We start from the raw sequence: 23,175 nt of genomic DNA, 5'->3' as shown, positions 1-23,175 counted from the left end.
TTAAAACATTATAAATGAGTACCCGGTTTAAACTTTTGTGTGTTGAAGTGATTTTAAGAAAATCAAAAAAATAAAATCTTTTTCAGTTTTGGCTATGTTGAATTAATAACTAATAAGGAAATTATGGATAGTCAAAAACATTTCGCGCTGATTACCGGCGCTACAAGCGGCATCGGCTTTGAGCTTGCCAAACTTTTTGCAAAGGATAACTTTAACCTAATTATTGTTGCCCGTGACCAGCAAAAACTCGAGTCGACGACGGCAGTACTGGAACAGCAAGGTATTGAGGTAATTGCGATAAGTAAAGACCTTTTTCTACCGGGCGCAGCGGAAGAACTTTATGAACATATACAGGCATTGGGCCACCAGGTTGATGTATTGGTAAATGATGCAGGACAAGGCGTTTACGGCAAATTTATAGAAAACGACCTTAAACGTGAATTGGATATTATTCAACTGAACATTGCATCTTTGATTACGTTGACAAAGCTTTTTGTGAAGGATATGGTAGCAAATGGAACAGGAAAAATTCTGAATCTTGCGTCAATTGCAAGTAAAGCTCCAGGGCCTTACCAGGCGGTATACCATGGCACAAAGGCATTTGTGCATTCATTTAGTGAGGCCATCCGCAATGAATTGAAAGATACAGGTGTAAGCGTAACATCCCTTTTGCCAGGAGCTACTGATACAGATTTTTTCAGAAAAGCGGATATGCTGAATGCAAAAATTGTACAGGAAGGCGAACTTGCCGATCCACAAAAAGTTGCACAAGATGGCTACGATGCTTTATTGGCTGGCCAGGATATGGTGGTATCTGGTTTTAAAAATAAAGTACAAATTGCCCTTGGTAATGTTACGCCCGATAGTATACAAGCTACGCAAATGGAAAAAATGCAGGAACCTGTAGAACCTAAAAAAGATTAGCACAAAGAATTATAATACTAAATTAATTTTGTGAAATAAACTTCCATTCTGATCAGGGGTGGAAGTTTATTGAAACATTTACCTGAGGAAATTAGGATAAAAAATCTCCTACAAATCGATTAAGTGTATTCAGGTTATCAATTGCATTCCCCATGGTATTGTTAAAATACACATAAACGGTTTTGTTTTCTGCAATCCATTCATTGATATATCCTGCATATTCCCAAAGCAGATCATCCTGGTAACTTCCCCTGTAATTACCACCCGGACCATGAAACCTTACATACCTGAAATCGCTCTGTAAGGCATCAAATATGCCAGTTTCGTTTCCTTTATCATGAATAACCAGGCCGAAACCATGATCTTGCAGAAGATCTAAAACTTGCTGTATGTAAAGGGATTGATGCCGGAACTCGAATGCTATATTCCACCGCTTTTGGTCATTACAATCACTCAGCACGTCCATTAAACGCATTAACTGACCGATTTGCGCAATCCTTACACTTGGTGGAAACTGTACCAAAATGGAGCCCTTTTTATCTGCAACATTCGAAATCACTTCCATAAACCTGTAAACATCGGATGGATCGAAGCCAAGTTGCGGATTATGGGTAATTCCTTTAAAAAGCTTAAACGTAAACCTGAAATCTTCCGGAACATCCTGCGCCCATTTTTTTATCGTTGAGGCCATTGGAATTTTATAAAAAGAACTATTGATTTCGATGCTGTTCATCAACGAAGCATAATAGCAAAGTCTTGATTTTTCTTTAAATTCTTCCGGGTAAAAAGCTTTATTGGGCACCGGGAGCAAAAGTCCGCTGGTACCAGTATAAAAGCTATTGGTAAATTGGTTTGTCATAAGGATTATTAATCAATTGCTTTTGCAATTTTATCAATCTGTAAAAAGCTAATTAGCCATCAGCATCGCTACCTTCTGGAGTATTAGATTGCTCTTCATCTTTATCTTTTGTACTTTCCCCAAACTCACCATTTTCATCATAAGCCTTATCAGCATCGCTACCCTCTAACTGCGAATCTGGAACTGGAAGAACCTTATCTTCATCAGTTGTGTGTTTGTCTTTCTGTGTATCCATAATTTTAAAATAAAACCTTTTATATATAGGTTAACATTATAAATTGTCGAATTGTTCGGATAAACAGAAGCTGCTACAGCTTCGAAAAATGCTGATTAGCTATGACTCCCATTAAGCATCTTAAGAAATAAGGCTAACCGGTTTGAGAAAGATCATCTGATAAACTTCTAAAAAAAACAAACCATCTAATTCCTGCTCTGGTTATATAAATACCTATAATAGATATCATTATGAACATGGAAAACAAAATTACAAGAAGAAAGGCTATTGGCGGCCTTAGCCTTGGGCTGGCGGGTATGGCCATATCGCCGAATTTAAGCGCCGCAACTTTAACCGACGATAATACTTGGCCTGCTGCAGCACTGGAAGACCCGACAACAAAGTACCCTCGTCCGCCTTTTAACCACCAGAACCAACCATGGCCGGCATTGGCAAGCAAAATGGAGCCAAGACCCGATCATGGAGAAAACAGTTACAAAGGCTCTGGCAGGCTGATGGGTAGAAAAGCACTGATTACCGGTGGCGACTCAGGTATGGGTAGAGCAGCTGCAATTGCATATGCCAGGGAAGGTGCAGATGTTGCAATTGGTTACCTTCCGCAGGAAGAGCCTGATGCTAAAGAAGTTATAGAACTGATAAAAAAAGCGGGACGTAAGGCTGTGGCTATCCCTGGGGATATCAGAAATGAAGATTTTTGCAAAAAAATGGTTGATACCGCTGTGGCGCAACTTGGTGGCCTTGATATATTGATCAGCAACGCAGCCAGGCAACAAAGTACTCCATCTCTTGCTGATTTAACGAGTGAACAGTTCGACTGGACGATTAAAACCAATATATATGCGCCATTCTGGATTATTAAAGCAGCATTACCGCATTTAAAACCTGGTTCATCTATCATTGGCACCACCTCTGTGCAGGCAACCGACCCCTCTCCTGACCTTTATGATTACGCGCAAACCAAAGCCGCCACCACAAATTTCGTAAAATCGCTGGCAAAACAGCTTGGTCCAAAAGGCATTAGGGTAAATGGTGTTGCTCCGGGCCCAATATGGACACCATTACAAATGGGTGGAGGTTCTACACCCGAAAAACTGAAAGAATTTGGTAAAGAAACACCACTGGGAAGGCCAGGCCAACCCGCAGAACTGGCATCTATTTATGTGCAGCTTGCCGCAAATGACGCAAGTTTTTCTACCGGACAGATTTATGGCGCTGCTGGAGGAAGCGGACAACCTTAATTTCAAAAAAATATGGAAACAATACAAAACCTGATCGAAAAGAACGATGACTTAACTGTGCTTCAAATGTCGGTTAGGGGTGTATTTGTTTTTATACTCGCATTTTTGCTCATCAGGATTTCAGGCCGGAGATCTTTCGGCATGAAAGGCCCTGTTGATAACATTATTGCAATTTTACTAGGCGCAATTTTAAGCCGTGCAGTTGTGGGTGCTTCCCCACTTATACCAGTAATGGTAACCTGTTTTGTTGTGGTGCTCCTCCACCGGATCTGGGGTTGGCTGATCAGCAGCTATCCCCGATTGGAAAAATTTACTGAAGGCAAAAAAATCCTCCTTTATCACCAGGGAAAGTTTAACGAAATTAAAATGAAACGTGCATTGATTTGCCGTTCTGATATTATGCAAGAAGTTAGGAGCCTTCTGCACCAGGAAGATTTAAAACAAATTGACAGTATTTTTATGGAAAGAGATGGAAAAATCTCTATTATATTAAAGTCTGAAAGCTAAGAATTTCCTACACTATACTTTAAAACTTCAATTATCCATCTCTTTCTTGAATACCATTTTATCTGTTTAAACTGCATTTTTTGCTGGCCTGAAACAATGTTTAAATAGATGCATATACCGCATTAAATTAGCTATCTGTATGATTTTTAGGTGATTTGCGGTTTATACGTGAGCCTCTGAAATTACGAAAACCACAATGCCAAATGGTATATGCTTTGAGGAAAGTTATTTACATCCTTAAACACTTTACCTATGACACAGTACGAATTTTCAAACAGCATCAATCTTCATGCAGGCGCCTTGCGTTCGCATGCATTAAAGTTTACCAATGATATTGATGACGCAAATGATCTGCTACAGGATACTTTGGTAAAGGCCACACGATTTGCCTCAAAATTTGACCAGGGAACCAATATCAAGGGCTGGCTTTTTGTAATTATGCGCAACACGTTTATCAACAGTTACCGCAAACAGCAACGCCACAGGGAACGCGTTTTACAAGTGGAAGAAATCTCATCAGAGCAGCTTTGCACAAGCGCAACCACAAACCATGCTGAAAACAAATTTGCTTTGGAAGACATTAAAAATGCACTAAAAAAGCTCCCCACAACCTATTCGGTTCCCTTTATTAAATATTTTGAAGGCTATAAATACCAGAATACGGCGGTTGTGGTAACGGCCGACCAGCCATACCGAAGCAAGCTGAAAAACATTTGTTGCCAATGGCAGGGCAGCCAAAACGCCAATTTGTAGGCTATTAGCACCCAGTAACAGTGCCATTGAAACTAAAAATGTACCACTTGAAAAAACCGTCATCGCTTCTGCGGCCAAACCATCCCAAATCACTATTTTTAGTCCTTTGTTAACATCTTGTTCGCTCAGCGATTCTTTCGGTTTTAGCAACATAATAAATGGTTTAATCTTTAAAATGCCTTAAAAACAGCATTCTTGATCAACGAATGATAAAAAAGCTTATCTTTTTCCCTATTTTATCAGAATAAAATGAATTGAAACTCCATTTTATCACCTGTTTTTTAATTTCAAATGCATTTATCCTTGCAAAAAGATAAAATTTTGCCTTGGAGCCAGGATAAATTATTGTTTTAACTACAATTACATAAAGGTAATTTCAGGCAAATCATTAAACATGAGGATTCAAGCCTATTTTAAAAACGCATAATTGCTACAGGTAGTTTTATACTGTGTAGGTGCTTAAGTAAAAATTGGATTGAAGATTAGATTAATCGTACTTTCCACCGTAAAAAAACAGGTATTTATACTTATTCATTAAGGGAAAATACCTTTAATACCATACAAATACCTTTTTTATGTTTTTCGCTCGTAATTGATTTTGCTTATGCATAAATTTATTCCTGTCTACAAAGTAACCGGAGAATAAGGTATTGTCAAAAATAATGAGGGGTCTAGAGGTAAGTGTTTTGCCTTGCGTTTTCCTCAAATGATGACTAAAAGCAGTTCCAATCGGCCATTTAAATACTTTACGCTCTAAAACATGCGGACAATAGCTTTATTTATACCATCCAAACAAAAAACTTATGTCAAAGATTCTTGTACTTGATGACGATCAGAGCAATGCAGAAGCCATCCAAGCGGTTCTGGAAGACCAGTATTTTGAAGTACTGAGTATTGTTGATAGTGATGAACTGGAAAATTCGATAACAAGCTTTAAGCCAGACCTTATTGTAATGGACATTTTATTGAACAATGGCGACGGAAGAGAGCTCTGCAATTTAATAAAACATAAAAACGAAACGCAGAAAATCCCTATCCTGCTGATAACAGCGATGCTTGAAGCACAGGCAAAAAAAATTCCTAGTTTGGCCGACGGGATTATATTTAAACCATTTGATTATGCCAAACTTCACAGTAAGGTTCGTCACCTAATAGCCTGATAACCACACCAGAAATAAATCCGTTTACAGTTTATAAAATTTAATTAATAAGTTAAGCTTCAGGGATGTTGTAGACGTATAATCCAAAACTTCCCGGCTGATGATCATTTTAATAACCATTTTACCACACCCAATGGGTAAAACTATTTAAGGTTTTACTTTAAATGAAAAACATTGGCAGCGGTACTAAATAAATAAAACAGATGAGAAAAGGACAGGTCCTTGCCTACAATAAAACAGCTGGCGTTGGCTTAATTAATGATGCCAACGATGAGCGAATTAAATTTTACGCTGATGGTTCTTCCCAAATTCCCTTAAGGGGTGATGAGGTTTCATTTAAGATTGATCTCCGTAAAGGTTATCTTGTTGCTATTGAAGTAGCTGTAATCGGCTCTTATGGGACATATAATCACATTAATATTGAATCAGCAGCAGCCACTAAATCGAGTTAAATAATGGATTCAAAAATTACAAAAAGGAATTATAACGTTCAGAAAACAAGTACATGTACTGTTTAATTTGAGTATAAAACCACTTTAAATTAATGCTCTGATCTGTTAATTTTACAATATCAATTAAATCAACGGGACGATTTAGATTAAAACAGCCCTCCAGAAACGGAGGGCTTTTTATTTGTTTAAATTGCTGAAATGTGCTTTATAAATTGGTCTTAAATGTAATTTTATTGCGCCCTCGGAGCCGTTTGTGCAGTGGGTTGACTGACATCTTTTGTTTGCGTATCTGGCCTTACAATGAGCCTAAGAGTTGGATCGTTAGTTAAAAAACTCCACAGCCAGTTGAAGGCAAGTTTTGCTTTGTTCCTGAACCCGGCAATAGGAATGATATGGATAAACAGCCACACCAGCCAGGCGAAAAATCCGCTAAAAAATCCTTTCGGAAGATCTACCACAGCCTTAAATTTGGCAATAATGGCCATAGAGCCTTTGTCGTTGTATTTAAAGGCATCCCATTTTTCATTTGTTTGCTTATTGAGGTTTTTACCAAGGAGGTTTCCCTGCTGAATGGCCACTTGCGCAAGTTGGGGATGGCCATTGGGAAAAGCCTGATCGGTGGTTTGGAAGCACTGATCGCCTATTGCATATACATCCTGAAGTTGATTTACCTTATTAAATTCATCAACAAGAATTCTTCTACCCTTGCCTAGCGATGTTTCCGGCACTCCATCAGCTTTCCTTGCAACCACACCAGATGCCCAGATCAGCGTTGAAGAAAAAATCTCCATTCCATCAGAAAGTGAAACCTTTTCGCCATCATAGTTTTGAACAAGCTTGCCGAGTAAAATTTCTACACCGAGCTTTTTTAACACCGAAATTGCTTCTTCCTGGCTTTTTTTGCTCATGGGTGCCAAAAGGGTGGGCAGCCCATCTACCAGGAAAATTTTTCCTGGCCAAGCATCGGCTTCCGGGTAATCTTTACTGATCACATTTCGGCCCATTTCGGCAAGCATTCCTGCAAGTTCTACACCTGTGGGGCCACCGCCTGCAATAACAATATTGGAATACCTCACCCGATCTGCATGAGCGGTCGCCCGCACTGATTTTTCGAGTTGGAGCAAAACATGGTTTCTCAGTTCCAATGCATCATCAATAGTTTTCATTGGAAGCGCATACTTTTTAACCTGCTGATTACCAAAAAAGTTGGTTTCGGTACCCATGGCCAACACCAAAATGTCGTAATCCAATGTGCCGTTATCCGTAATTACCATTTTTGCAACCGGATCGATTCGCTGAAATTCTCCCATAAAAAAACGGATATTTTTGCCGTGGAACATCTTTCTGAAAGGATAACTGATATTTGATGATTCGATAAAAGCAGTACCTACCTGATATAAAAGCGGAGGAAAAAAATGGTAGTTGTTCCTATCAACCAGTATAATTTGATGCTCCGCATTTTTAGATAAGCGTTTGGCCAGATTCAGCCCGGCAAAACCGCCACCTATAATTACAATTCTTTTCATATTCGTTTTTACTTAATAACAGGCTTGATTCTTGAAGAAATACAAGCCAAATCAATTTTCTTTCTCCCTTTTGTGATTTTTTTGCTTGCCGTTTTTAACAAAACATGCAATCACTCTATTCTATACTGGAATAAAGCTTTTTTTTACGTGCTTTGTTTCCAGCTAGGTTTTTTTTTATTAAAAAATCACTTTTTAAGCCACAATTGGCCATAAGCTGGAATTTTAATTTTTCCATTTTTTATGCTTTTTTGATTTCCAACAAGCACCTTTTCGGCTCCTGTGATGGGAATTTCTACTTCAGCCGCTTTATTACCAAAATTATGTACCGTGATAATCTTACCGGATGGTGTTTGATACTCAATAGCCAGAATCGCATCGTTTTTAAGCTTGAGTATTTGCCAATCTGAAGTGCCAATTTCGGGTATGGATTTCCGTATAGCGATCAGCTTTTTGATAAAATTGAGCAAAGATTGATGATCTTTTAATTCAGCAGCAACATTCACTTTCTGATAGGCATAATCGCCCATTGAAATTACAGGTCTGAATGTTTTTTTAGCCGTACTAAACCCTGCGTTTTTTGTGCTGTCCCACTGCATTGGGGTACGTACCGATAATCTTTCGGCTAATGTAAGGTCATCTCCCATTCCAATTTCCTCTCCTGAGCGGATAACTGGCATGCCCGGCAATGAATACAGTATGCTGTAGGCCATTTTAATCTGTTCCATGTGATGTAACATTGGTGCCAAACGCCGCCTGATGCCCCGGTTGTAAAGCTGCATGTTTAACTCAGGACCGAATTTTTCGTAAACTTTGTTGCGTTGGGATTTGCTGAGTCTGCCAAGATCGATCTCATCATGGTTACGCAGAAAATAAGCCCATTGTGAGGGTAGCGGCTTTTGCCTGGTATCGTTTAAGGCATCTATCAAAGTTTCTGTTTTCCCTTCTGCCATGGAATAAAAAAGGTATTGATTGACATAAAAATTAAACATCATTTGTAACCGATTGCCCTTTTCACCGAAATAATCCAGATTTTCTTTTGGTGCAACATTCGCCTCTCCCAGCAACAAAGTTTGCCGATCAATAGATTTGGCACCGCTAACGATTGAATCCAATACGCCAAACATCTTTGCCGGATTTGCCGCACCAGACTCAGGTACATCAATAATAAAAGGAACTGCATCAAGCCTGAAGCCCTTAATCCCTTTTGCCGACCAGTAACGGAGCACTTTAATGGCTTCCTGTTGTACCTCTTTGTTCTGGTAGTTTAAGTCGGGCTGAAAATCATAAAAACGGTGAAAATAATAACGGTGCGCAACTTCGTCATAAGACCATGTTTCGCTTTGAAATCCTTCAAACACCATTCCTTTATCGAAATCTTTTGGTTTCTTTTTCGACCATACGTATCTGTTACGGTATTTGCCACTACTATCAGCCCGTGCCATTTGATACCAGGGATGTTCGATAGAGGTGTGGTTGAGCACCATATCCATAATTATTTTGATATTGTGTTTTTTCGATGCGGAAATGAAAGCCTCGAAATCGGCCATGGTTCCCAATCTTGGATCAATGCCATAATAATCGCTCACATCATATCCATCATCTTTATCCGGTGTAGGTTGAAACGGTGAAAGCCAGATTACATCTACTCCCAATGTATCCAAATAGGGCAGTTTCTGAGTAAGCCCTTTAAAATCGCCGATCCCGTCACCGTCACTATCTTTAAAAATATCTACATCAAGGTTATATACAATACTATTGCGGTACCATGCGTTGGGTACAGATGCAGAAGAATTTTTACCTTCCTGCCTGCAGGCTGCCATACCAAAAAGGCAAACAAAGAGTGTTACAATGTACTTTAACCCCATTCTGTGATGATTTTTAGTTACCATAACCGAATGTGTTAATTTTTTTGATTGCCTTTATTTCTTTTGCTTTTGTACGGAATCCGCCTTATGGTATCCTTTTTTGCATGAATATTTTTCAAACTATCGCGCTTTGGCCATTTGGTAGCTTTTTTATTGTATTTATCCGCAGCTGGAACAGTTTTTTTAATCAATGTATCATTTGTACTGCGCTGTCGCGTTCCGGTTGGAACCTGGCAAAAACCTGAAGCGCAAAAACCTACTAGAACAATAAAAAAACAAATAAATTTAGCCATAACTGAAATTTTAAGCCCCTATTTTACAGGGTTTACAACGAATATGTTTATTAAAAAAAAAACCGATCTCCCGCAGCAATAGTTTTATGAAACTCCAATTATTAAGAGCATAACGATCGGTAATCTGCCGTATTCAGAGTTCCATATTTCTGTGCTAAAGCTCATTGCAATACGGCATTATCACTAGCATAACAGCACTAAAGCCTGGGTAGTTTGGATGTAGAATACCGTTTCGTACTACGTTAAGTACGTGAATTTGTTTTATAAGGGAGCAAAATATACCTGAAAATAAAAATTACAAAACCGAGCTGCATTTCTGCCAGTTCCCTATTAAAAAAAGATCATGGAAAAACAGAGAAATAGTGCGCAAAGGGATAAGATCTCCATAGCAGAACACATTGATGACAAACGCCAACGGTTGCATGTACCACCTGGCCAGAAGACTTTCGTAGAACGGAGCCGAACTGGATTAATAGATGGGAAAATTGTTAACCTAAAATGGAAAGCGCCATCAAACGGAATAGCAGGCCTGTTATAGGCTGAATATTAATGTCATTTCGATTGAAGTTTACCGGTTTTATAGGTTGTTTATCGAAAAATCTTTAACCTTTCTGCAACATCGTTTAAAGATTTCTGATCTCCAATTTAAATCGGATTTTGCTTCAATCGGGATGACAATTTTCTCTTGTATTTTGCCTTTAAGAGCAGTCGGTTATAAATAATGATATTTACATACTAATTTATTATTCTCACAATCAAAAATATGAAACGCCACGCCATCCTTTACATTTTAGTATGCACCTTATTAATGGTTTCTTGCAACAGCTATGAAAAAGATAAGCAAATCAAGGCCGATCTTACCATAAAAGCCAAGGAAGATGTAAATTTCGCTGGTGTAAACTTTACCGTTAAAAACCTGGATGTAAAAATATGGGGTAACTGCCCCACTTATAAATCTAAAATGGCCATTCTTCAAAAGCTGGGTACTATCCATGTAATTAAACATATTGATGATCAACTGGCAATCGGACCACTTTATCTTGGTCAGGATCATGACCTGAAATTACTGGCAGATAGTTTATTGGCAAAACACCCGGAATCATGGGCGGTTATAACAGATCAAAACGTAATTTTAAAGGGAAATGTAAAGGAAAAACAGCTTCCGAAGTTGTTGGAAGCGATTCATCAGCAAATTCCTGAACGTGCACTGATCAATCAGACGACGGTAAACTGAGCCGTTAAATGTATAAATTATGCTTTATGGCTAGTGATAAATATGGCATAAATGCCTGAATAATAATTAAGCTAGTTAAATTTTTAACTGAGCTCAATGCTTCCTTGCTTTTCTATATCATTTTTGCCCTCCTCTTGTTTTTGCATCGCCTGGTAAGCAATTGTTGCAAATATTGCAAATACGATATGGGCAGGAATACGCTGTAAATAAAAACGCTTATAATTCATTAATGGACTTAAAGGATGCGCGGCAAATGTTGCTTTCCAGATGGCGATTCCGATCAGGCCGCTTGCCACACCTAAAGTGAGTCCGCAGGTTGCGGTAGGTTTCAATTTTTTAGCTTCCCAAAGCTTTACATAAACAGCTGAAAATACAGCTCCCATTGCATAATGTGCTGCCCAAGCAGAAAGCGATCTTGCTTTTTTTGGGATAAAGGGCAATGCCCTGGTAATTAAACCTCTTAAACGTTCAGGCTCTCTAAAATCCTGGCCTATTAACGACATTAGCGCACTTGAGGCAGTCATCATTGTTGTTCCGGCAATACTACAAACTACTGTTTTAACAAAAGGATTTATCATATCTGCTAATGCTTATGTTCTACAAAATTTATTTCTTAACGCAGGTTTACATTATAAAATAGCTTATTCCATTTCCTGTTCGGCAAGCCCTTCGAGGAACCATCCCGATTTATATTCGAAATCTCCACGTTCACCTGATTCATTAATTACATAACTGGTGAAATCATGGGCTATAATACGCTCATTTTCTAAAGATTTTTTAGCTAAGGAAGCATATTCTTGCACATTCAGACCATTTTTGATTACATAATGTGGTTCACCTGTTTCGCTCCAAACAGTTTCGATTACGCCGGCTTCAAATTTTTCTGCTTCTTCTGCGGTTAATGGCTTGCTTGTTTCGTTAAATTCTGTCATTTCTTTATTCATTAAGTATTTAATATTTTAATAACAGGTGCTACAAAGAATTTGTTCTTTATAAATGGATAATGAATGGAAAATAAGGCCTTAAATTAACGCACAACCAAAAAAAACCGGGGACAGGCCCCGGTTCATTAAAATATAATATATTGTACCGCTAAGCTGGCACTTTTCTTGGCACCTCACGATCCCAGAACCGGTGCATTGCAATCATTCGCGGAAATAAATCTGAAAGTGTAGAAAGGTTATCTGTTACAATTATACCTTCTCTCAACACCGTATCTTCTGAATATTCTGCAGGCAGTTTTTTATAGAAATAACCTGCTTCGAGCACTTGTATGGCTGAGCTATCTGCAGCAATTGCCTTACAATGTTTAAATGCTTCATTTAAAAAATGAACAGCATTTGCTTCCGCTTCTAATGTGGCAGAACTGTTAACACCACCCGGAAGATAAACTGCATCATACAATACTGATGCGGCTGTAAGGAAACTTTCATCAACTTGAATCAGCTGATCTTCGGCAGAAATAATGTCGCCAAGTTTTGGAGCAATAATGTGTACAACAGCCCCTTTAGCAACAAGGCTATCTTTAATTTTGCTTAGCGATTTTCCATCTACACCATCAGCAGCCAGAATAGCTATTTTTCGGGTAACTATAGAATCTTTAATGGTATCTGCCATGCTCAAAGCCTCCGATTTTGCAATACTTCTTTCTTTTTGTTCAGGCGTATAATCACCTGGCAAAGCATCAGCCGGAACACTTCCATTCAGTTCTTCGAGTGGAATTTCTGGTACGTGCAACCCTAGCGCATAGGCAATTGCTGCGGCTAAAGCCTTATCTACATGCGCCAATAAGCCGAGCATACGTTCGCGGATGGGAACCATTTTTACCTTACCTAGCTCAAAGCTAAAGGCATCGATTAAGTGGTTTTTTTCTGCTTCAGACTGGCTGTTTAAAAACAATCTTGCCTGCGAAAAATGGTCGAAAAAGCTCCTGCTTCTCGCCCTTATTTTTTTGGCATCTATACGTTCGTTATAAGAAACAAAGCCCCCTTCTGATGCTTTTACCTGGGCGGGATCATTTGCGGCAATACCATTCGGGCCATAACTGGTTTTACCCCTGTTAATGGTTTGGCGCATATAACCATCACGTTGGTTATTATGAACAGGTACTACAGGGCGGTTAATCGGAATTTCATGAAAATTCGGTCCACCTAACCTGATCAGCTGGGTATCGGTATAAGAAAACAACCTGCCTTGTAAAAGCGGATCATTGGTAAAATCGATACCTGGCACTACATGCCCAACATGAAATGCCACTTGTTCGGTTTCTGCAAAAAAGTTGTCAGGATTTCGGTTCAGTGTCATTTTCCCGATGCGCTGCACAGGTACAAGTTCTTCGGGGATAATTTTGGTGGGGTCCAAAAGGTCAAAATCATATTTAAATTCATCCTCTTCTGGTACAATCTGTACACCAAGTTCCCATTCTGGAAAAGCACCAGCTTCAATAGCATCCCATAAATCGCGACGGTGAAAATCGGGATCTTTTCCAGAAATATTCTGCGCCTCATCCCAAGCTACAGAATGCACACCAAGCGATGGTTTCCAGTGAAATTTAACAAAACTGGCTACCCCATCGGCATTAACAAACCTAAAGGTATGTACGCCAAATCCTTCCATCATTCGGTAACTGCGCGGAATTGCCCTATCACTCATCAACCACATAATCATGTGTGATGATTCTGGCATCAGCGAAATAAAATCCCAGAAAGTATCATGTGCAGATGCTGCCTGCGGAATTTCATTATCCGGCTCGGGTTTTACCGCATGTACCAAATCAGGAAATTTCATCGCATCCTGGATAAAAAACACAGGCATATTGTTGCCTACAAGGTCAAAATTACCTTCCTGGGTGTAAAATTTTACTGCAAATCCCCTAACATCACGCGCTAGATCTGTTGATCCACGTGAACCTGCTACGGTAGAAAACCTTACAAATACAGGTGTTTCTGCACCTGGATCGCAAAGAAATGCTGCCTTGGTTAAAGATGACATATCCTCATATACTTTGAATACGCCATGGGCTGCCGATCCCCGGGCATGCACAATGCGTTCAGGAATCCGTTCATGATCGAAGTGGGTGATTTTTTCGCGAAGGATAAAATCTTCTAACAATGTTGCTCCACGATCTCCGGCCTTAAGCGAGTTTTGATCGTCATTTATTTTAACACCATGGTTGGTCGTCATTTTTTGTGCAGTACCATCTGCAACAAATTCTTCCAACTTATTGGTTTTGTCGTTAACTGCCTGAGCGGGCTTACCGCTAGCTGGCGTTGTTTTTTTTGCCATTATTTATGTTATAATTCGTCTGCTGCTTTATAATTAACTTCATTTCCGGCAATATCAGAGAGTTTACTGTCGGCAAGTTTCTCTTCAGAAAGGGTTTGTTCAAGCACATCTGCTACTTCCTGAAGCCCCAGCGTTGTGGCTAACTGATAAAGGCCGTTGTAAGCAGCAATTTCATAGTGTTCTACCTTTTGCGATGCCAATATAATACCTGCATCCCTTGTGGCACTTCCGGGCTGGGTTTCTTCAATTACACCCTCTCCTTCTTTGGTTAATCCCTCCATAGCATCACACTTTTTAGCTACAGCTTTTTCTCCAAGTAGCGTAAATATTTGCTCTATCCGGGCTACATGTCCTTTTGTTTCGCTCAGGTGAGATTCTATAGCAGAAATGAGTGCTGAAGAAGTTGCAGCAGAAATCATTTTTGGAAGTGATTTAACAAGGTGGTTTTCGGCCCAGTAAAGGTCGCGGATACCATCAATAAAAAGTTCTTTGAGTGGGGAAGATTCCCCGTTTACCGTTTTGGTACTCAGCTTAGGTGAGCTACCGCTGTCTTGTTTTTTCATGTATGTTTTGTTAGGTAAAATTTTAAATGCCCCGGATCAAGGGATTTTCATCCGTTTCGTTGTTGTTGTAATCTGCTTCTCCGGACAATGCATTGTTTTCTGATGCCATCGGCTCACTTTTTAAACTTGCTTTTCCGGCAATGCCACGGTAATCCGCGTTTTCCGGTAGCTCGGTTTCTTTAGGTAAACTGGTCTGGGAAGTGGTTTCCTGTTGATTGTTTTCCATAGTTGTGATGATTAATCTGTTATTAATTGCAGATGGCTTTTAAAAAGAACCTTCACAAAAACAAAAGGTTTTATAAATTTTTACGTTTTTCCCACAGAATTTCTTCGGTTATGCCTGCTTAATTACCAATAAGGCCCTACAACCATAAGCTTTAACACTTCGTAAAAACCACTACAGAAAAAAGAATGTTTAATTAATGAACCTAACAGGGGAAACATCAATAAAATATGATCAGCGAAACACTTATACAGGTGGGCAAAATGCTCATTACTAAAAAGCTTTCTCTGGCCTTTGCAGAAAGCGCAACGGCAGGCCATTTAACTGCCAATTTTTCATTAATAGACAATGCAGGCAATTTCCTTAAAGGAGGAATAGCCTGTTACGATGCCAGTTTGAAAGAAGCTTTATTAAATGTAGACCATGCCCTTATCGAAAAATTTACCCCAGAATCTATGGAGGTAACAAAGGCCATTGCCGAAGGGCTTAAAGGGCTTATCCCGGCAGATATTCACATCGGCGTTACAGGACTTACCTGCCCGGGCGGAAGCGAAACCACCGAAAAACCAGTAGGAACCATGTTTGTTTATGCCCACAGCAATGGCAAACATATTTTTTCCGAACGGATGAACTTTCACGGAAACCAAACAGAAATTGTTGCAGGTACAGTAGAAAGAATTGCTCAGTTGCTGCATAACTACCTTAACACCATATAAATCAACATAAAATGACCAACGATAAAAGGTTCCCTAAAAAAACCTGGCTTTATAGAAACGGACTCTCTGTATTTTTCATCACCATTTTTACCATCACACTTGCTGCACAGGCATTTACGGGCTGGAAAGAACATAATAATGAATTAAATTACGAGAATGCTGCATCCATATCACTTAGCACCTACCTGTGCAGCGGGCACTTTATTTCGGCCACCTTCGAAAATTTTGAAAGTGAGTTTTTGCAAATGGCTTTATATGTAGCCCTTACAATTTCGCTCAGACAGATTGGCTCGGCAGAATCTAAAAAACTAGACGAACCTGAAGAGGTAGACCGCGAACCAAAAGCTTCACCTGAGGCTCCGTGGGCAGTAAGAAAAGGTGGGTGGATACTCAAAATTTATTCACATTCGCTTTCCATTGTGTTTGGGATTTTATTTTTAATCAGTTGGGCACTCCACTTTTATGGCAGCTGGCAGGATAACAACATCACACTGCAACTTAAAGAAAAATCAACGATAAGCATGATTGAATACCTGGGTGAACCGAATTTCTGGTTTGAAACTTTCCAGAATTGGCAAAGCGAATTTTTATCGGTGGCTTCAATCGTTATTCTAACAATATTCCTCAGACAGAAAGGATCTCCGGAATCTAAACCGGTAGATGCCCCGGATATGGAAACCGGAAAATAAACGGAAAAGTGTTAGGAATAACTGTTAAAACAGGTATTCTATTTTGCCAGCCGAAAAAAAATCAAACCAAACGCTTCGGTTCACAGTTCTAATATTACTTATTTAACTATAAAATTAGCAATTTAATAACTGTTAGGTTAACAACTAAACTTGCAACTTATTGGTATATTACCTAATTAAACTCATTCATAAATAATTTTAAACCAAATGGAAAATATCGAACAGCTGATTATACCTGCTTCCAGAAAAGGAGAAACAGAGGTTATAAGAGAGCTTATTAAGCGCGGAGTAAACCTAAACTTTCGTGATGAAAAAGGTTTTACACCACTTATTATTGCCTGTTACAATAATCAGCTTGAAACGGCCAAATTGTTACTGGAAAATGGAGCCGACATTAATAGTGGCGATGCCGGAGGAAATACTGCTTTAATGGGCGCAAGTTTTAAAGGTTATCTTCCTATTGTAGCCTACCTGATTTCGCAAGGGGCTGAGCTTAACCTTCAGCATGGAAACGGGGGCACTGCCCTAATGTTTGCAGCTATGTTTGGTAGGAACGACGTGCTCGAATTATTACTTGCAAACGGAGCTGATGCCGATATAAGAGACGTTAGAGGGCAAACTGCTGCTGATTTGGCAAGCATGCAGGGAAATGAGGAAGCACTAAAACTGTTGGATAAGTAAAAAATCGATCAGCAGGCAGCTGATTGATATGATATAATAGCAATAAATAATGCACACCTACATATTTAAAGCCATATGAAAAACAATAAAAAAAATGGACGGGATGGGAAAAATATCAGCCTTTGGCAAGCAAACGAAAAGATCGAAAATTACCAGCAAGAAAATAGCACCAACATTTATGATGCACTGATTATTGGCGGAGGCATTACAGGGCTAACTACAGCCTATAACCTCCAGCGCGAGGGAAAAAAATGCCTGCTTGTTGATGCCCATAATTTAGGATATGGTACAACCGGAGGAACAACTGCCCACTTGAATACATTTTTTGATGCCACCTACCCGGAAATTGACAGCGATTTTGGAAAAGATGCGTCTAAGCTGATTGCAGCAGCTGGTAAAAAAATGATTGCATCCATCAAAAATAATATTGATGAACTTCATATTGATGCCGATTTTGAATACAAGGATGGTTACCTGTTTTCTCAAAATGATGAGGAAACGGAACAACTTCAACAAATTCTCAGCTCATCTCAAGAGGCTGGTGTAGCCGTAACCGAATCTGAAAAAAACGGTGTTCCAATCGAATTTCAATATTCTATCTGCTTTAAGGAGCAGGCACAGTTTCACCCGTTAAAATACATTTACGGACTGGCGAAAGGTTTTAAACAGCTCGGCGGAGAAATATTGGAAGGAATTAAGATTAAAGAAACAACATTTAAAGAAGGTATCCACACTGCAGCTTTTAAAGGGGGAGAAATTAAGGCAAAAAACCTGGTTTGGGCAACCCATATTCCGCCAGGAATCAATATTCTTTCGCTTCGCAATGCACCTTACCGTAGCTACGTGCTGGCGGTAACATTAAGTGATGATGCTTACCCAGAATGTATTTCATACGATATGAAAGAACCATATCATTATTTCAGGAGTCATGAAATAGATGGTCAGAAATATTTGATTATAGGTGGTGCCGATCACAAAACCGGTCATGATGATCCGGAAAAGGCTTTTGAAGATCTTGAAAACTATGCCCGCCAATATTTTAAAATAGCCGAAATAAACTTCCGTTGGTCATCACAATATTATGTTCCTGTGGACGGACTACCATATATTGGCCAAATGCCTGGCGGAGATGATAGAACATACCTTGCTACGGGTTTTAATGGTAACGGAATGATTTTCGGGAGCCTTTCGGGAGCACTGATTACCGATCTGATTTTGGGCAAAGAAAATGAACTCACAAAACTGCTTTCACCATCAAGGCTGAAACCTATTTCCGGTTTTAGTGAATTTGTTAAGGAAAACGCCGATGTTGCCTATCATTTTGTGGCCGACCGTTTTGGTAACCAGGTATTGGATTCATTAAATAACCTGGCAAATGGCGAAGGAAAAATTGCATCGTTTGATGGCGAAAAACTGGCCATTTACAAAAGTGAAGAAGGAAAAATTACCGCGCTTGATCCGGTATGTACCCACGCCGGGTGTATAGTGAACTGGAATGCGAGCGAAAAAAGTTGGGATTGCCCTTGCCATGGCGGAAGGTTTGACACTGATGGTTGCGTGCTCACAGGCCCTCCCCGTGAACCGTTAAAAAAAGTTGAAGTTTCGGGAAATAAAATTGTGGATGAAGCAAAATAGCTTCATTTAAAGCGTATTAAAAGAGGTTGTATCGTAAAATAATTCTTATTGAGACTATGTAGTGCTGAGATTGTAGAAATACCTTCTTAGATGCTTAAGCAAGCTACCATTGATAAATTCTAATAAAAAGCGTCGTCATCTCGACTGGAACGCAGTGGAATGGAGAGATCTATCCCATTAGATTTAGCGATCGTTTTAAGATTGCTTCGTCGGCTGAAAAAGCCTTCTCGCAATGACGATAACCTGAGGATATTCATTTCTGGAAAATCTTTTCATTAGTATCCCCTCATACTCTAGGAGTACGAAGCACTAAAAATTATTCCGTGTTAATCTGTGTTTCCGTGGCAAAAACAGATCTGTGTTGATTTATGTAAATCTGTGGTCATAATTGTGAAGTACGAAGCAATCCTAAAGCACACGCTAATAGCGATCGTAGTAAGATTGCTTCGTCGGCTGAAAAAGCCTTCTCGCAATGACGATAAACTGAGGAAATTCATTCCTGAAAAATCTTGTCATTAGTATCCCCACATACGCGAGGAGGACGAAGCACTAAAAATTATTCCGTGGTAATCTGTGTTTCCGTGGCAAAAACTGATCTGTGTTGATTTGTGTAAATCTGTGGTCATAATTGTGAAGTACGAAGCAATCCTAAAGCACACGCTAGTAGCGATCGTAGTAAGATTGCTTCGTCGGCTGAAAAAGCCTTCTCGCAATTGACGATAAACTGAGGATATTCATTTCTGGAACATCTTGTCATTAGTATGCCCGCATACGCGAGGAAGACGAAGCACTAAAAAATTATTCCGTGGTAATTTGTGTTTCCTTGGCAAAAACCACTTATCACCTTTATTAATTGATTTTTATTTGGTTGATGATCAATTTTCCGAGTTTATAACCTGAAAGAGAGTCCTACAAAGTAGCTTTTCCTGGCATCTTGCTGAATGCCATAATTAAATCCACCATCGATAAGGAAATCTTTTGATAACTCATATTGCAATGCAGCATTAAGAAAGTTTTTTAAGTGCTCATCTTTAAATTCGTAGGTATAATAAGTTTCAATAATGCCATCAAGCTTTTTGGTAAGTGGGTGCGAAACAGTAAGCGTTTGTAATAGCTCATTGTGATGGCCATTTCCTTTCTCATCCTGTAAACGGTCTGCTTCAACCTGAAAGCCCAATTTCCAGTCGTTTCCTAATTTAATACTCATCGGAATAATAATACCACCTTCGTAATGGCTCTCCTGATCTACATGTGAAGTTGGAAACTTAAGGTATGGAAGCAGAGCAATGGCAAATTTTCCTTTATCATTGCCCAAAACATTTTGTTTTAACCTGAAAGTGATATCGCCAAAGCCACTGCTCCGCTCAACACTTCCTTCAGAATCAAAATCTTTTTTTACTACATAACTCTCAAATGTAAGTTGGATAGCTGTGGAATGGGTGAGCCCTAGCTTAATATTGGCCTGGTTAAAAAGATATTCATCACTCCTGCCTTCATCTTTATTTTCCCGCTGAAAGCGCATAAGATCGGTTTCGAACTGAAAATGCCCAGCATCAACAGTTTGCGGACTTTCGGTTACATCTGGCCTGTCGGTTTCCATTTCGCGCAAACTATCTTTAGGAACTGGCTTAAATAGATGATAAAAGGGTTTTTGCTGTCCGAAAGCTTCAATACTGAAAATACTTAGCAGAGCGAGAATTAAAATACTGTTTTTCATTTTTAACATTTATGTATAAACAAGAGTTAAATGAGAAAGTTTAGGCTTTAGCTGAATCCTGGAGGTTTTTAAATTTTAAGCCAATTTGAACTACCTCCGCTTTTTCAAAAGCTGCTCTAAAGGCTTTATCATTAGAAAAAGTAAGTTTATCAAGATGCCTGCACTCGTAATCGACGTTAAATTCGCCTGTTTCGAAAGGCCACGGAGAAATTACCAGGCAATCATTCTCCATAAAAAGCTCATATGTTGTGCCAGTCGGACCTTGGCCAATTTCTACTTTTCGGCCTTCTGGTGGAATAATTTCCTGACAGATAATTAAAGAAAGTGCATCACAAAACTCCAATAATTCATAAGCACGGTTTACTTCTGCTTCGCTAACTTTTGCAGATTTAAGCCAGTATTTTTCCTTTTTTTGCAGATATAAAAGAAATTTTTTCGCCTTTGGTTCATTTCCATGTGTAAATGCAATATGCCTGGAAACCAACAGGGCAATAAAACTGCCTTTCATTTCTGCACGGTTAATGAGTTGGGTAGAGAGGTTTTCGTCAAAATTATTCATTTTAAAATCAACCGGACCACCGTTCGCATTTACCAGCGGGCCGCATTCCAACTCATTAAATACATCATCATGTTCTGCGGTTGCAATCAGAATATCCACCCAACGCACCAGCTGGTCAGAGAGTTTCCACCGGGCACAGATCTGTGCAGCCAAAAGGCCATGAGAACGCTGCGCAATTATCTGCCAGCCGTTTGCTTTATAATTTACAATCATTAAATATTTTTCTTTCCAATTTTACCTGCAATGGATATCCTTAAAACCGGGATAATTGAGGTATTGTTTAAGCAGGGAGGTAATTTTGAAAAAGAATTTACGATCAACTCAAATCAATGGGATAATAAGCAGCATTATTACGCTACAATATCATTTAAAGCCGGAAGAATATGCGTTCCAAAATCACTTATAAATTTCGATTGTTCGCGGTTTACGTTATGAAGGGTAATTCCGTTGAACCCTATTTTAACAAAATCCGTTAACCAATCAATGTGCTGCGAAATCTTATCCGATATCAGTACATGTTTGTGCATCTCCTCAGGGGATACCATTTTTGCCGCTTCATCAAAATGCGCTGTTGTTGGCAAATCACCGAGCAAGCCTGCAGAAAATATATTTGTTCGCCATTGCTCATGGGCTCCCTCAATTGCTTTCTGTTCATTTTCTGCATAAGATAGCTGCACTTTCAGATAAACTGGTTTTTCTTGGCCACCGCCGCTTCTAAATACATTTATCAATTCCTGCAATTCATTAGGCGGGCGATGGGTGGTAATTAAACCATCTGCCCAGGCACCGGCCCAATACGCGGTTTCTTTACTCACCGCAGCGCAAATAAGCTGTGGTTTTTTGCCCGGCAAGGTATAAAGCTTAGCATTTTCGGTTACTACTAGCCCGTTATGGTTAACTGTTTCGCCCTCCAGCAACCTGGTTACAATATCATAACACTCACGCAGGCGTTGGTTACGTACAGTTTTTTCTGGCCATTTTTCTCCTGTTATAGATTCATTAAGGGCCTCACCGCTTCCGAGGGCTGCCATAAACCTGCCAGGAAACATTTCATTTAAAGTGGCAATTGCCTGTGCAACAATGGCCGGATGATAACGCTGCCCAGGACAGCATACTATACTATAAGGAAGGGAGGTAAGTGCCATTGCAGCCCCAAGCCATGCAAAACTGAAGCCACTTTGCCCCTGCCTGCTGCTCCACGGATGAAAATGATCTGAACTGGAAATACCACCAAAACCAGCTGATTCTGCGGCAACGGCATACTTTAAAAGTTCACTTGGGGCAAACTGTTCATGAGAAGCATGATAGGAAAATATTGTTTTCATTTGGTTTAAGGGCGATGAGGTTTGAGCGAAAATGGGAGCATCTAAACCTGAAGGGAATAAAAAAAGACTGTATCATAATTAATCCCCTAAAGATTATGTCATATAAGCCTAAAGAAACACCATAATGGTTATTATATAAGTGATTCAACTAGCTTAAGATGACAAATTACAATTATGATACAGCCTTTTTAAATGTGTTTTTAAGCTGAAACGCCTGTGTTTGCTTCACTCAGCGCTATTTCGGTTAACAAACTATCGGTATCTTTTTCTTCAGCAAGTGTGGCAGCAAGTAATTCTTCGGCTTCCGAATGCTCCATCAGCTTTGCAAAGGTTACCAAGGTACCATAACTCGCAATTTCATAATGTTCAACCTTTTGAGCGGCTGTAATTAATGCAGCATCAAGCACTTGAGGCTCATCGCTAAAGCTTTCGATAATTTCGTCTGCCTCTTCAAGCAGCCCCTGCATTGCTTTGCATTTTTTAGCTCGTGCGTTAATGCCTAATGATTCAAAAACCTGTTTCAATCGGTCAATCTGTCCTTCGGTTTGACTGTAATGGGTTTGGAAAGCATCTTTTAACTTTTCACTTCCTGCAGCATCCGTTAGTTTTTTAAGGCCTTTAAGCAATTGCTTTTCCGCACCAAGTATATCCTTTAATTCATCTACGAATAATTCATGCAGATGCGCATTTGGCATCTGTACATCATTTTTTTTATTTGCCATATTTTTATAGTTTA

General features: G+C 39.4%; 26 protein-coding genes. 12 read left to right on the top strand and 14 right to left on the bottom strand.

Features of this window, described 5'->3' with window-relative positions; all coding sequences use genetic code 11:
• Window positions 1-123 precede the first annotated feature (123 nt).
• A complete protein-coding gene (locus ASE74_RS02115) occupies window positions 124-924 on the top strand; it encodes an SDR family oxidoreductase (protein ID WP_055903450.1) in 801 nt (266 codons plus the stop codon).
• A 91-nt stretch (window positions 925-1,015) separates the two neighbouring features.
• On the opposite strand, the gene ASE74_RS02110 is transcribed toward ASE74_RS02115, so the two are convergent.
• Window positions 1,016-1,783 carry a DUF72 domain-containing protein gene (locus tag ASE74_RS02110; RefSeq protein WP_055903448.1) on the bottom strand — a complete coding sequence of 256 codons (768 nt, stop codon included), beginning with the start codon at window positions 1,781-1,783 and terminating at the stop codon, window positions 1,016-1,018.
• Window positions 1,784-1,835: 52 nt separating this feature from the next.
• Window positions 1,836-2,018: a hypothetical protein gene (locus tag ASE74_RS02105; RefSeq protein WP_055903445.1), complete on the bottom strand. Its 183-nt coding sequence runs from the start codon at window positions 2,016-2,018 to the stop codon at window positions 1,836-1,838.
• A gap of 236 nt (window positions 2,019-2,254) precedes the next feature.
• On the opposite strand from ASE74_RS02105, the gene ASE74_RS02100 reads away from it, so the two are divergent.
• The 5 genes from ASE74_RS02100 to ASE74_RS02080 all read left to right on the top strand — a co-directional run bounded on the left by ASE74_RS02100 (window position 2,255) and on the right by ASE74_RS02080 (window position 6,128).
• Window positions 2,255-3,256, top strand: coding sequence for an SDR family oxidoreductase (locus ASE74_RS02100; RefSeq protein ID WP_304437826.1), 1,002 nt, complete (start codon window positions 2,255-2,257; stop codon window positions 3,254-3,256).
• 12 nt (window positions 3,257-3,268) lie between these two features.
• A complete protein-coding gene (locus tag ASE74_RS02095; protein ID WP_055903439.1) occupies window positions 3,269-3,763 on the top strand; it encodes a DUF421 domain-containing protein in 495 nt (164 codons plus the stop codon).
• Between the two features lie 252 nt (window positions 3,764-4,015).
• Window positions 4,016-4,516, top strand: a complete 501-nt coding sequence (locus ASE74_RS02090) for an RNA polymerase sigma factor (RefSeq protein ID WP_055903436.1) — start codon at window positions 4,016-4,018, stop codon at window positions 4,514-4,516.
• An 803-nt stretch (window positions 4,517-5,319) separates the two neighbouring features.
• Window positions 5,320-5,676 (top strand): response regulator, encoded by a 357-nt coding sequence (locus ASE74_RS02085; RefSeq protein WP_055903433.1) that lies wholly within the window; start codon window positions 5,320-5,322, stop codon window positions 5,674-5,676.
• Window positions 5,677-5,879: 203 nt separating this feature from the next.
• Entirely contained in the window at window positions 5,880-6,128 is a 249-nt protein-coding gene (locus ASE74_RS02080; protein ID WP_055903430.1) for a hypothetical protein, read from the top strand.
• Between the two features lie 230 nt (window positions 6,129-6,358).
• Here the strand turns inward: ASE74_RS02080 and ASE74_RS02075 are convergent, their stop codons facing one another.
• From ASE74_RS02075 to ASE74_RS02065, 3 genes are all read right to left on the bottom strand, one after another.
• Entirely contained in the window at window positions 6,359-7,654 is a 1,296-nt protein-coding gene (locus ASE74_RS02075) for an NAD(P)/FAD-dependent oxidoreductase (RefSeq protein ID WP_055903427.1), read from the bottom strand.
• 185 nt (window positions 7,655-7,839) lie between these two features.
• On the bottom strand, window positions 7,840-9,519 hold the full coding sequence (locus ASE74_RS02070) for an alpha-amylase family protein (protein WP_082458613.1): 1,680 nt from the start codon (window positions 9,517-9,519) through the stop codon (window positions 7,840-7,842).
• 35 nt (window positions 9,520-9,554) lie between these two features.
• Window positions 9,555-9,812 carry a hypothetical protein gene (locus ASE74_RS02065; RefSeq protein ID WP_055903421.1) on the bottom strand — a complete coding sequence of 86 codons (258 nt, stop codon included), beginning with the start codon at window positions 9,810-9,812 and terminating at the stop codon, window positions 9,555-9,557.
• A gap of 343 nt (window positions 9,813-10,155) precedes the next feature.
• Between ASE74_RS02065 and ASE74_RS02060 the strand changes: the two genes are divergently transcribed.
• Both ASE74_RS02060 and ASE74_RS02055 read left to right on the top strand, forming a co-directional pair.
• The gene (locus tag ASE74_RS02060) at window positions 10,156-10,350 is read left to right on the top strand and encodes a hypothetical protein (protein WP_055903418.1); all 195 of its coding nucleotides are present in this window, start codon (window positions 10,156-10,158) and stop codon (window positions 10,348-10,350) included.
• Between the two features lie 225 nt (window positions 10,351-10,575).
• A complete protein-coding gene (locus ASE74_RS02055) occupies window positions 10,576-11,046 on the top strand; it encodes a hypothetical protein (protein ID WP_055903415.1) in 471 nt (156 codons plus the stop codon).
• An 83-nt stretch (window positions 11,047-11,129) separates the two neighbouring features.
• Here ASE74_RS02055 and ASE74_RS02050 read toward each other — a convergent pair whose 3' ends face one another.
• The 5 genes from ASE74_RS02050 to ASE74_RS02030 all read right to left on the bottom strand — a co-directional run bounded on the left by ASE74_RS02050 (window position 11,130) and on the right by ASE74_RS02030 (window position 15,120).
• Window positions 11,130-11,624 carry a hypothetical protein gene (locus ASE74_RS02050; protein WP_055903412.1) on the bottom strand — a complete coding sequence of 165 codons (495 nt, stop codon included), beginning with the start codon at window positions 11,622-11,624 and terminating at the stop codon, window positions 11,130-11,132.
• Window positions 11,625-11,687: 63 nt separating this feature from the next.
• Window positions 11,688-11,990, bottom strand: coding sequence for a hypothetical protein (locus ASE74_RS02045; protein ID WP_055903409.1), 303 nt, complete (start codon window positions 11,988-11,990; stop codon window positions 11,688-11,690).
• Between the two features lie 148 nt (window positions 11,991-12,138).
• The gene (locus ASE74_RS02040) at window positions 12,139-14,331 is read right to left on the bottom strand and encodes a catalase (protein WP_055903406.1); all 2,193 of its coding nucleotides are present in this window, start codon (window positions 14,329-14,331) and stop codon (window positions 12,139-12,141) included.
• An 8-nt stretch (window positions 14,332-14,339) separates the two neighbouring features.
• Window positions 14,340-14,894: a ferritin-like domain-containing protein gene (locus ASE74_RS02035; protein ID WP_055903403.1), complete on the bottom strand. Its 555-nt coding sequence runs from the start codon at window positions 14,892-14,894 to the stop codon at window positions 14,340-14,342.
• 22 nt (window positions 14,895-14,916) lie between these two features.
• The gene (locus ASE74_RS02030) at window positions 14,917-15,120 is read right to left on the bottom strand and encodes a hypothetical protein (protein ID WP_055903399.1); all 204 of its coding nucleotides are present in this window, start codon (window positions 15,118-15,120) and stop codon (window positions 14,917-14,919) included.
• A 227-nt stretch (window positions 15,121-15,347) separates the two neighbouring features.
• Between ASE74_RS02030 and ASE74_RS02025 the strand changes: the two genes are divergently transcribed.
• The 4 genes from ASE74_RS02025 (at window position 15,348) to ASE74_RS02010 (ending at window position 18,838) form a co-directional block, all read left to right on the top strand.
• Window positions 15,348-15,833: a CinA family protein gene (locus tag ASE74_RS02025; RefSeq protein WP_055903396.1), complete on the top strand. Its 486-nt coding sequence runs from the start codon at window positions 15,348-15,350 to the stop codon at window positions 15,831-15,833.
• 11 nt (window positions 15,834-15,844) lie between these two features.
• Window positions 15,845-16,522, top strand: a complete 678-nt coding sequence (locus ASE74_RS02020; RefSeq protein WP_055903393.1) for a DUF6766 family protein — start codon at window positions 15,845-15,847, stop codon at window positions 16,520-16,522.
• A gap of 207 nt (window positions 16,523-16,729) precedes the next feature.
• Window positions 16,730-17,203 (top strand): ankyrin repeat domain-containing protein, encoded by a 474-nt coding sequence (locus ASE74_RS02015; protein ID WP_055903391.1) that lies wholly within the window; start codon window positions 16,730-16,732, stop codon window positions 17,201-17,203.
• Window positions 17,204-17,278: 75 nt separating this feature from the next.
• Window positions 17,279-18,838 carry an FAD-dependent oxidoreductase gene (locus ASE74_RS02010; RefSeq protein ID WP_055903388.1) on the top strand — a complete coding sequence of 520 codons (1,560 nt, stop codon included), beginning with the start codon at window positions 17,279-17,281 and terminating at the stop codon, window positions 18,836-18,838.
• A gap of 889 nt (window positions 18,839-19,727) precedes the next feature.
• Here ASE74_RS02010 and ASE74_RS02005 read toward each other — a convergent pair.
• The 4 genes from ASE74_RS02005 to ASE74_RS01990 all read right to left on the bottom strand — a co-directional run bounded on the left by ASE74_RS02005 (window position 19,728) and on the right by ASE74_RS01990 (window position 23,161).
• Entirely contained in the window at window positions 19,728-20,555 is an 828-nt protein-coding gene (locus tag ASE74_RS02005) for a transporter (RefSeq protein ID WP_235525986.1), read from the bottom strand.
• Window positions 20,556-20,595: 40 nt separating this feature from the next.
• Window positions 20,596-21,327 carry a DUF3891 family protein gene (locus ASE74_RS02000; RefSeq protein ID WP_055903383.1) on the bottom strand — a complete coding sequence of 244 codons (732 nt, stop codon included), beginning with the start codon at window positions 21,325-21,327 and terminating at the stop codon, window positions 20,596-20,598.
• A 137-nt stretch (window positions 21,328-21,464) separates the two neighbouring features.
• Window positions 21,465-22,439: a TIGR03885 family FMN-dependent LLM class oxidoreductase gene (locus ASE74_RS01995; RefSeq protein WP_055903380.1), complete on the bottom strand. Its 975-nt coding sequence runs from the start codon at window positions 22,437-22,439 to the stop codon at window positions 21,465-21,467.
• A 200-nt stretch (window positions 22,440-22,639) separates the two neighbouring features.
• The gene (locus tag ASE74_RS01990; protein ID WP_055903377.1) at window positions 22,640-23,161 is read right to left on the bottom strand and encodes a ferritin-like domain-containing protein; all 522 of its coding nucleotides are present in this window, start codon (window positions 23,159-23,161) and stop codon (window positions 22,640-22,642) included.
• Window positions 23,162-23,175: the final 14 nt, after the last annotated feature.

It is taken from the genome of Pedobacter sp. Leaf216, from assembly GCF_001421515.1.
Classification (GTDB): Bacteria; Bacteroidota; Bacteroidia; order Sphingobacteriales; family Sphingobacteriaceae; genus Pedobacter.
This window is presented reverse-complemented; position numbering and strand designations above follow the sequence as displayed.

What these genes read in the sequence shown, in the direction of transcription:
- ASE74_RS02045 (WP_055903409.1), bottom strand. Translation starts at nt 11,990, where the DNA reads ATGAATAAAGAAATGACAGAATTTAACGAAACAAGCAAGCCATTAACC.
- ASE74_RS02020 (WP_055903393.1), top strand. Translation starts at nt 15,845, where the DNA reads ATGACCAACGATAAAAGGTTCCCTAAAAAAACCTGGCTTTATAGAAAC.
- ASE74_RS02070 (WP_082458613.1), bottom strand. Translation starts at nt 9,519, where the DNA reads ATGGGGTTAAAGTACATTGTAACACTCTTTGTTTGCCTTTTTGGTATG.
- ASE74_RS01995 (WP_055903380.1), bottom strand. Translation starts at nt 22,439, where the DNA reads ATGAAAACAATATTTTCCTATCATGCTTCTCATGAACAGTTTGCCCCA.
- ASE74_RS02010 (WP_055903388.1), top strand. Translation starts at nt 17,279, where the DNA reads ATGAAAAACAATAAAAAAAATGGACGGGATGGGAAAAATATCAGCCTT.
- ASE74_RS02040 (WP_055903406.1), bottom strand. Translation starts at nt 14,331, where the DNA reads ATGGCAAAAAAAACAACGCCAGCTAGCGGTAAGCCCGCTCAGGCAGTT.
- ASE74_RS02060 (WP_055903418.1), top strand. Translation starts at nt 10,156, where the DNA reads ATGGAAAAACAGAGAAATAGTGCGCAAAGGGATAAGATCTCCATAGCA.
- ASE74_RS02030 (WP_055903399.1), bottom strand. Translation starts at nt 15,120, where the DNA reads ATGGAAAACAATCAACAGGAAACCACTTCCCAGACCAGTTTACCTAAA.
- ASE74_RS02015 (WP_055903391.1), top strand. Translation starts at nt 16,730, where the DNA reads ATGGAAAATATCGAACAGCTGATTATACCTGCTTCCAGAAAAGGAGAA.
- ASE74_RS02080 (WP_055903430.1), top strand. Translation starts at nt 5,880, where the DNA reads ATGAGAAAAGGACAGGTCCTTGCCTACAATAAAACAGCTGGCGTTGGC.
- ASE74_RS02025 (WP_055903396.1), top strand. Translation starts at nt 15,348, where the DNA reads ATGATCAGCGAAACACTTATACAGGTGGGCAAAATGCTCATTACTAAA.
- ASE74_RS02065 (WP_055903421.1), bottom strand. Translation starts at nt 9,812, where the DNA reads ATGGCTAAATTTATTTGTTTTTTTATTGTTCTAGTAGGTTTTTGCGCT.
- ASE74_RS01990 (WP_055903377.1), bottom strand. Translation starts at nt 23,161, where the DNA reads ATGGCAAATAAAAAAAATGATGTACAGATGCCAAATGCGCATCTGCAT.
- ASE74_RS02055 (WP_055903415.1), top strand. Translation starts at nt 10,576, where the DNA reads ATGAAACGCCACGCCATCCTTTACATTTTAGTATGCACCTTATTAATG.
- ASE74_RS02095 (WP_055903439.1), top strand. Translation starts at nt 3,269, where the DNA reads ATGGAAACAATACAAAACCTGATCGAAAAGAACGATGACTTAACTGTG.
- ASE74_RS02105 (WP_055903445.1), bottom strand. Translation starts at nt 2,018, where the DNA reads ATGGATACACAGAAAGACAAACACACAACTGATGAAGATAAGGTTCTT.
- ASE74_RS02085 (WP_055903433.1), top strand. Translation starts at nt 5,320, where the DNA reads ATGTCAAAGATTCTTGTACTTGATGACGATCAGAGCAATGCAGAAGCC.
- ASE74_RS02100 (WP_304437826.1), top strand. Translation starts at nt 2,255, where the DNA reads ATGGAAAACAAAATTACAAGAAGAAAGGCTATTGGCGGCCTTAGCCTT.
- ASE74_RS02110 (WP_055903448.1), bottom strand. Translation starts at nt 1,783, where the DNA reads ATGACAAACCAATTTACCAATAGCTTTTATACTGGTACCAGCGGACTT.
- ASE74_RS02050 (WP_055903412.1), bottom strand. Translation starts at nt 11,624, where the DNA reads ATGATAAATCCTTTTGTTAAAACAGTAGTTTGTAGTATTGCCGGAACA.
- ASE74_RS02115 (WP_055903450.1), top strand. Translation starts at nt 124, where the DNA reads ATGGATAGTCAAAAACATTTCGCGCTGATTACCGGCGCTACAAGCGGC.
- ASE74_RS02000 (WP_055903383.1), bottom strand. Translation starts at nt 21,327, where the DNA reads ATGATTGTAAATTATAAAGCAAACGGCTGGCAGATAATTGCGCAGCGT.
- ASE74_RS02090 (WP_055903436.1), top strand. Translation starts at nt 4,016, where the DNA reads ATGACACAGTACGAATTTTCAAACAGCATCAATCTTCATGCAGGCGCC.
- ASE74_RS02005 (WP_235525986.1), bottom strand. Translation starts at nt 20,555, where the DNA reads ATGAAAAACAGTATTTTAATTCTCGCTCTGCTAAGTATTTTCAGTATT.
- ASE74_RS02075 (WP_055903427.1), bottom strand. Translation starts at nt 7,654, where the DNA reads ATGAAAAGAATTGTAATTATAGGTGGCGGTTTTGCCGGGCTGAATCTG.
- ASE74_RS02035 (WP_055903403.1), bottom strand. Translation starts at nt 14,894, where the DNA reads ATGAAAAAACAAGACAGCGGTAGCTCACCTAAGCTGAGTACCAAAACG.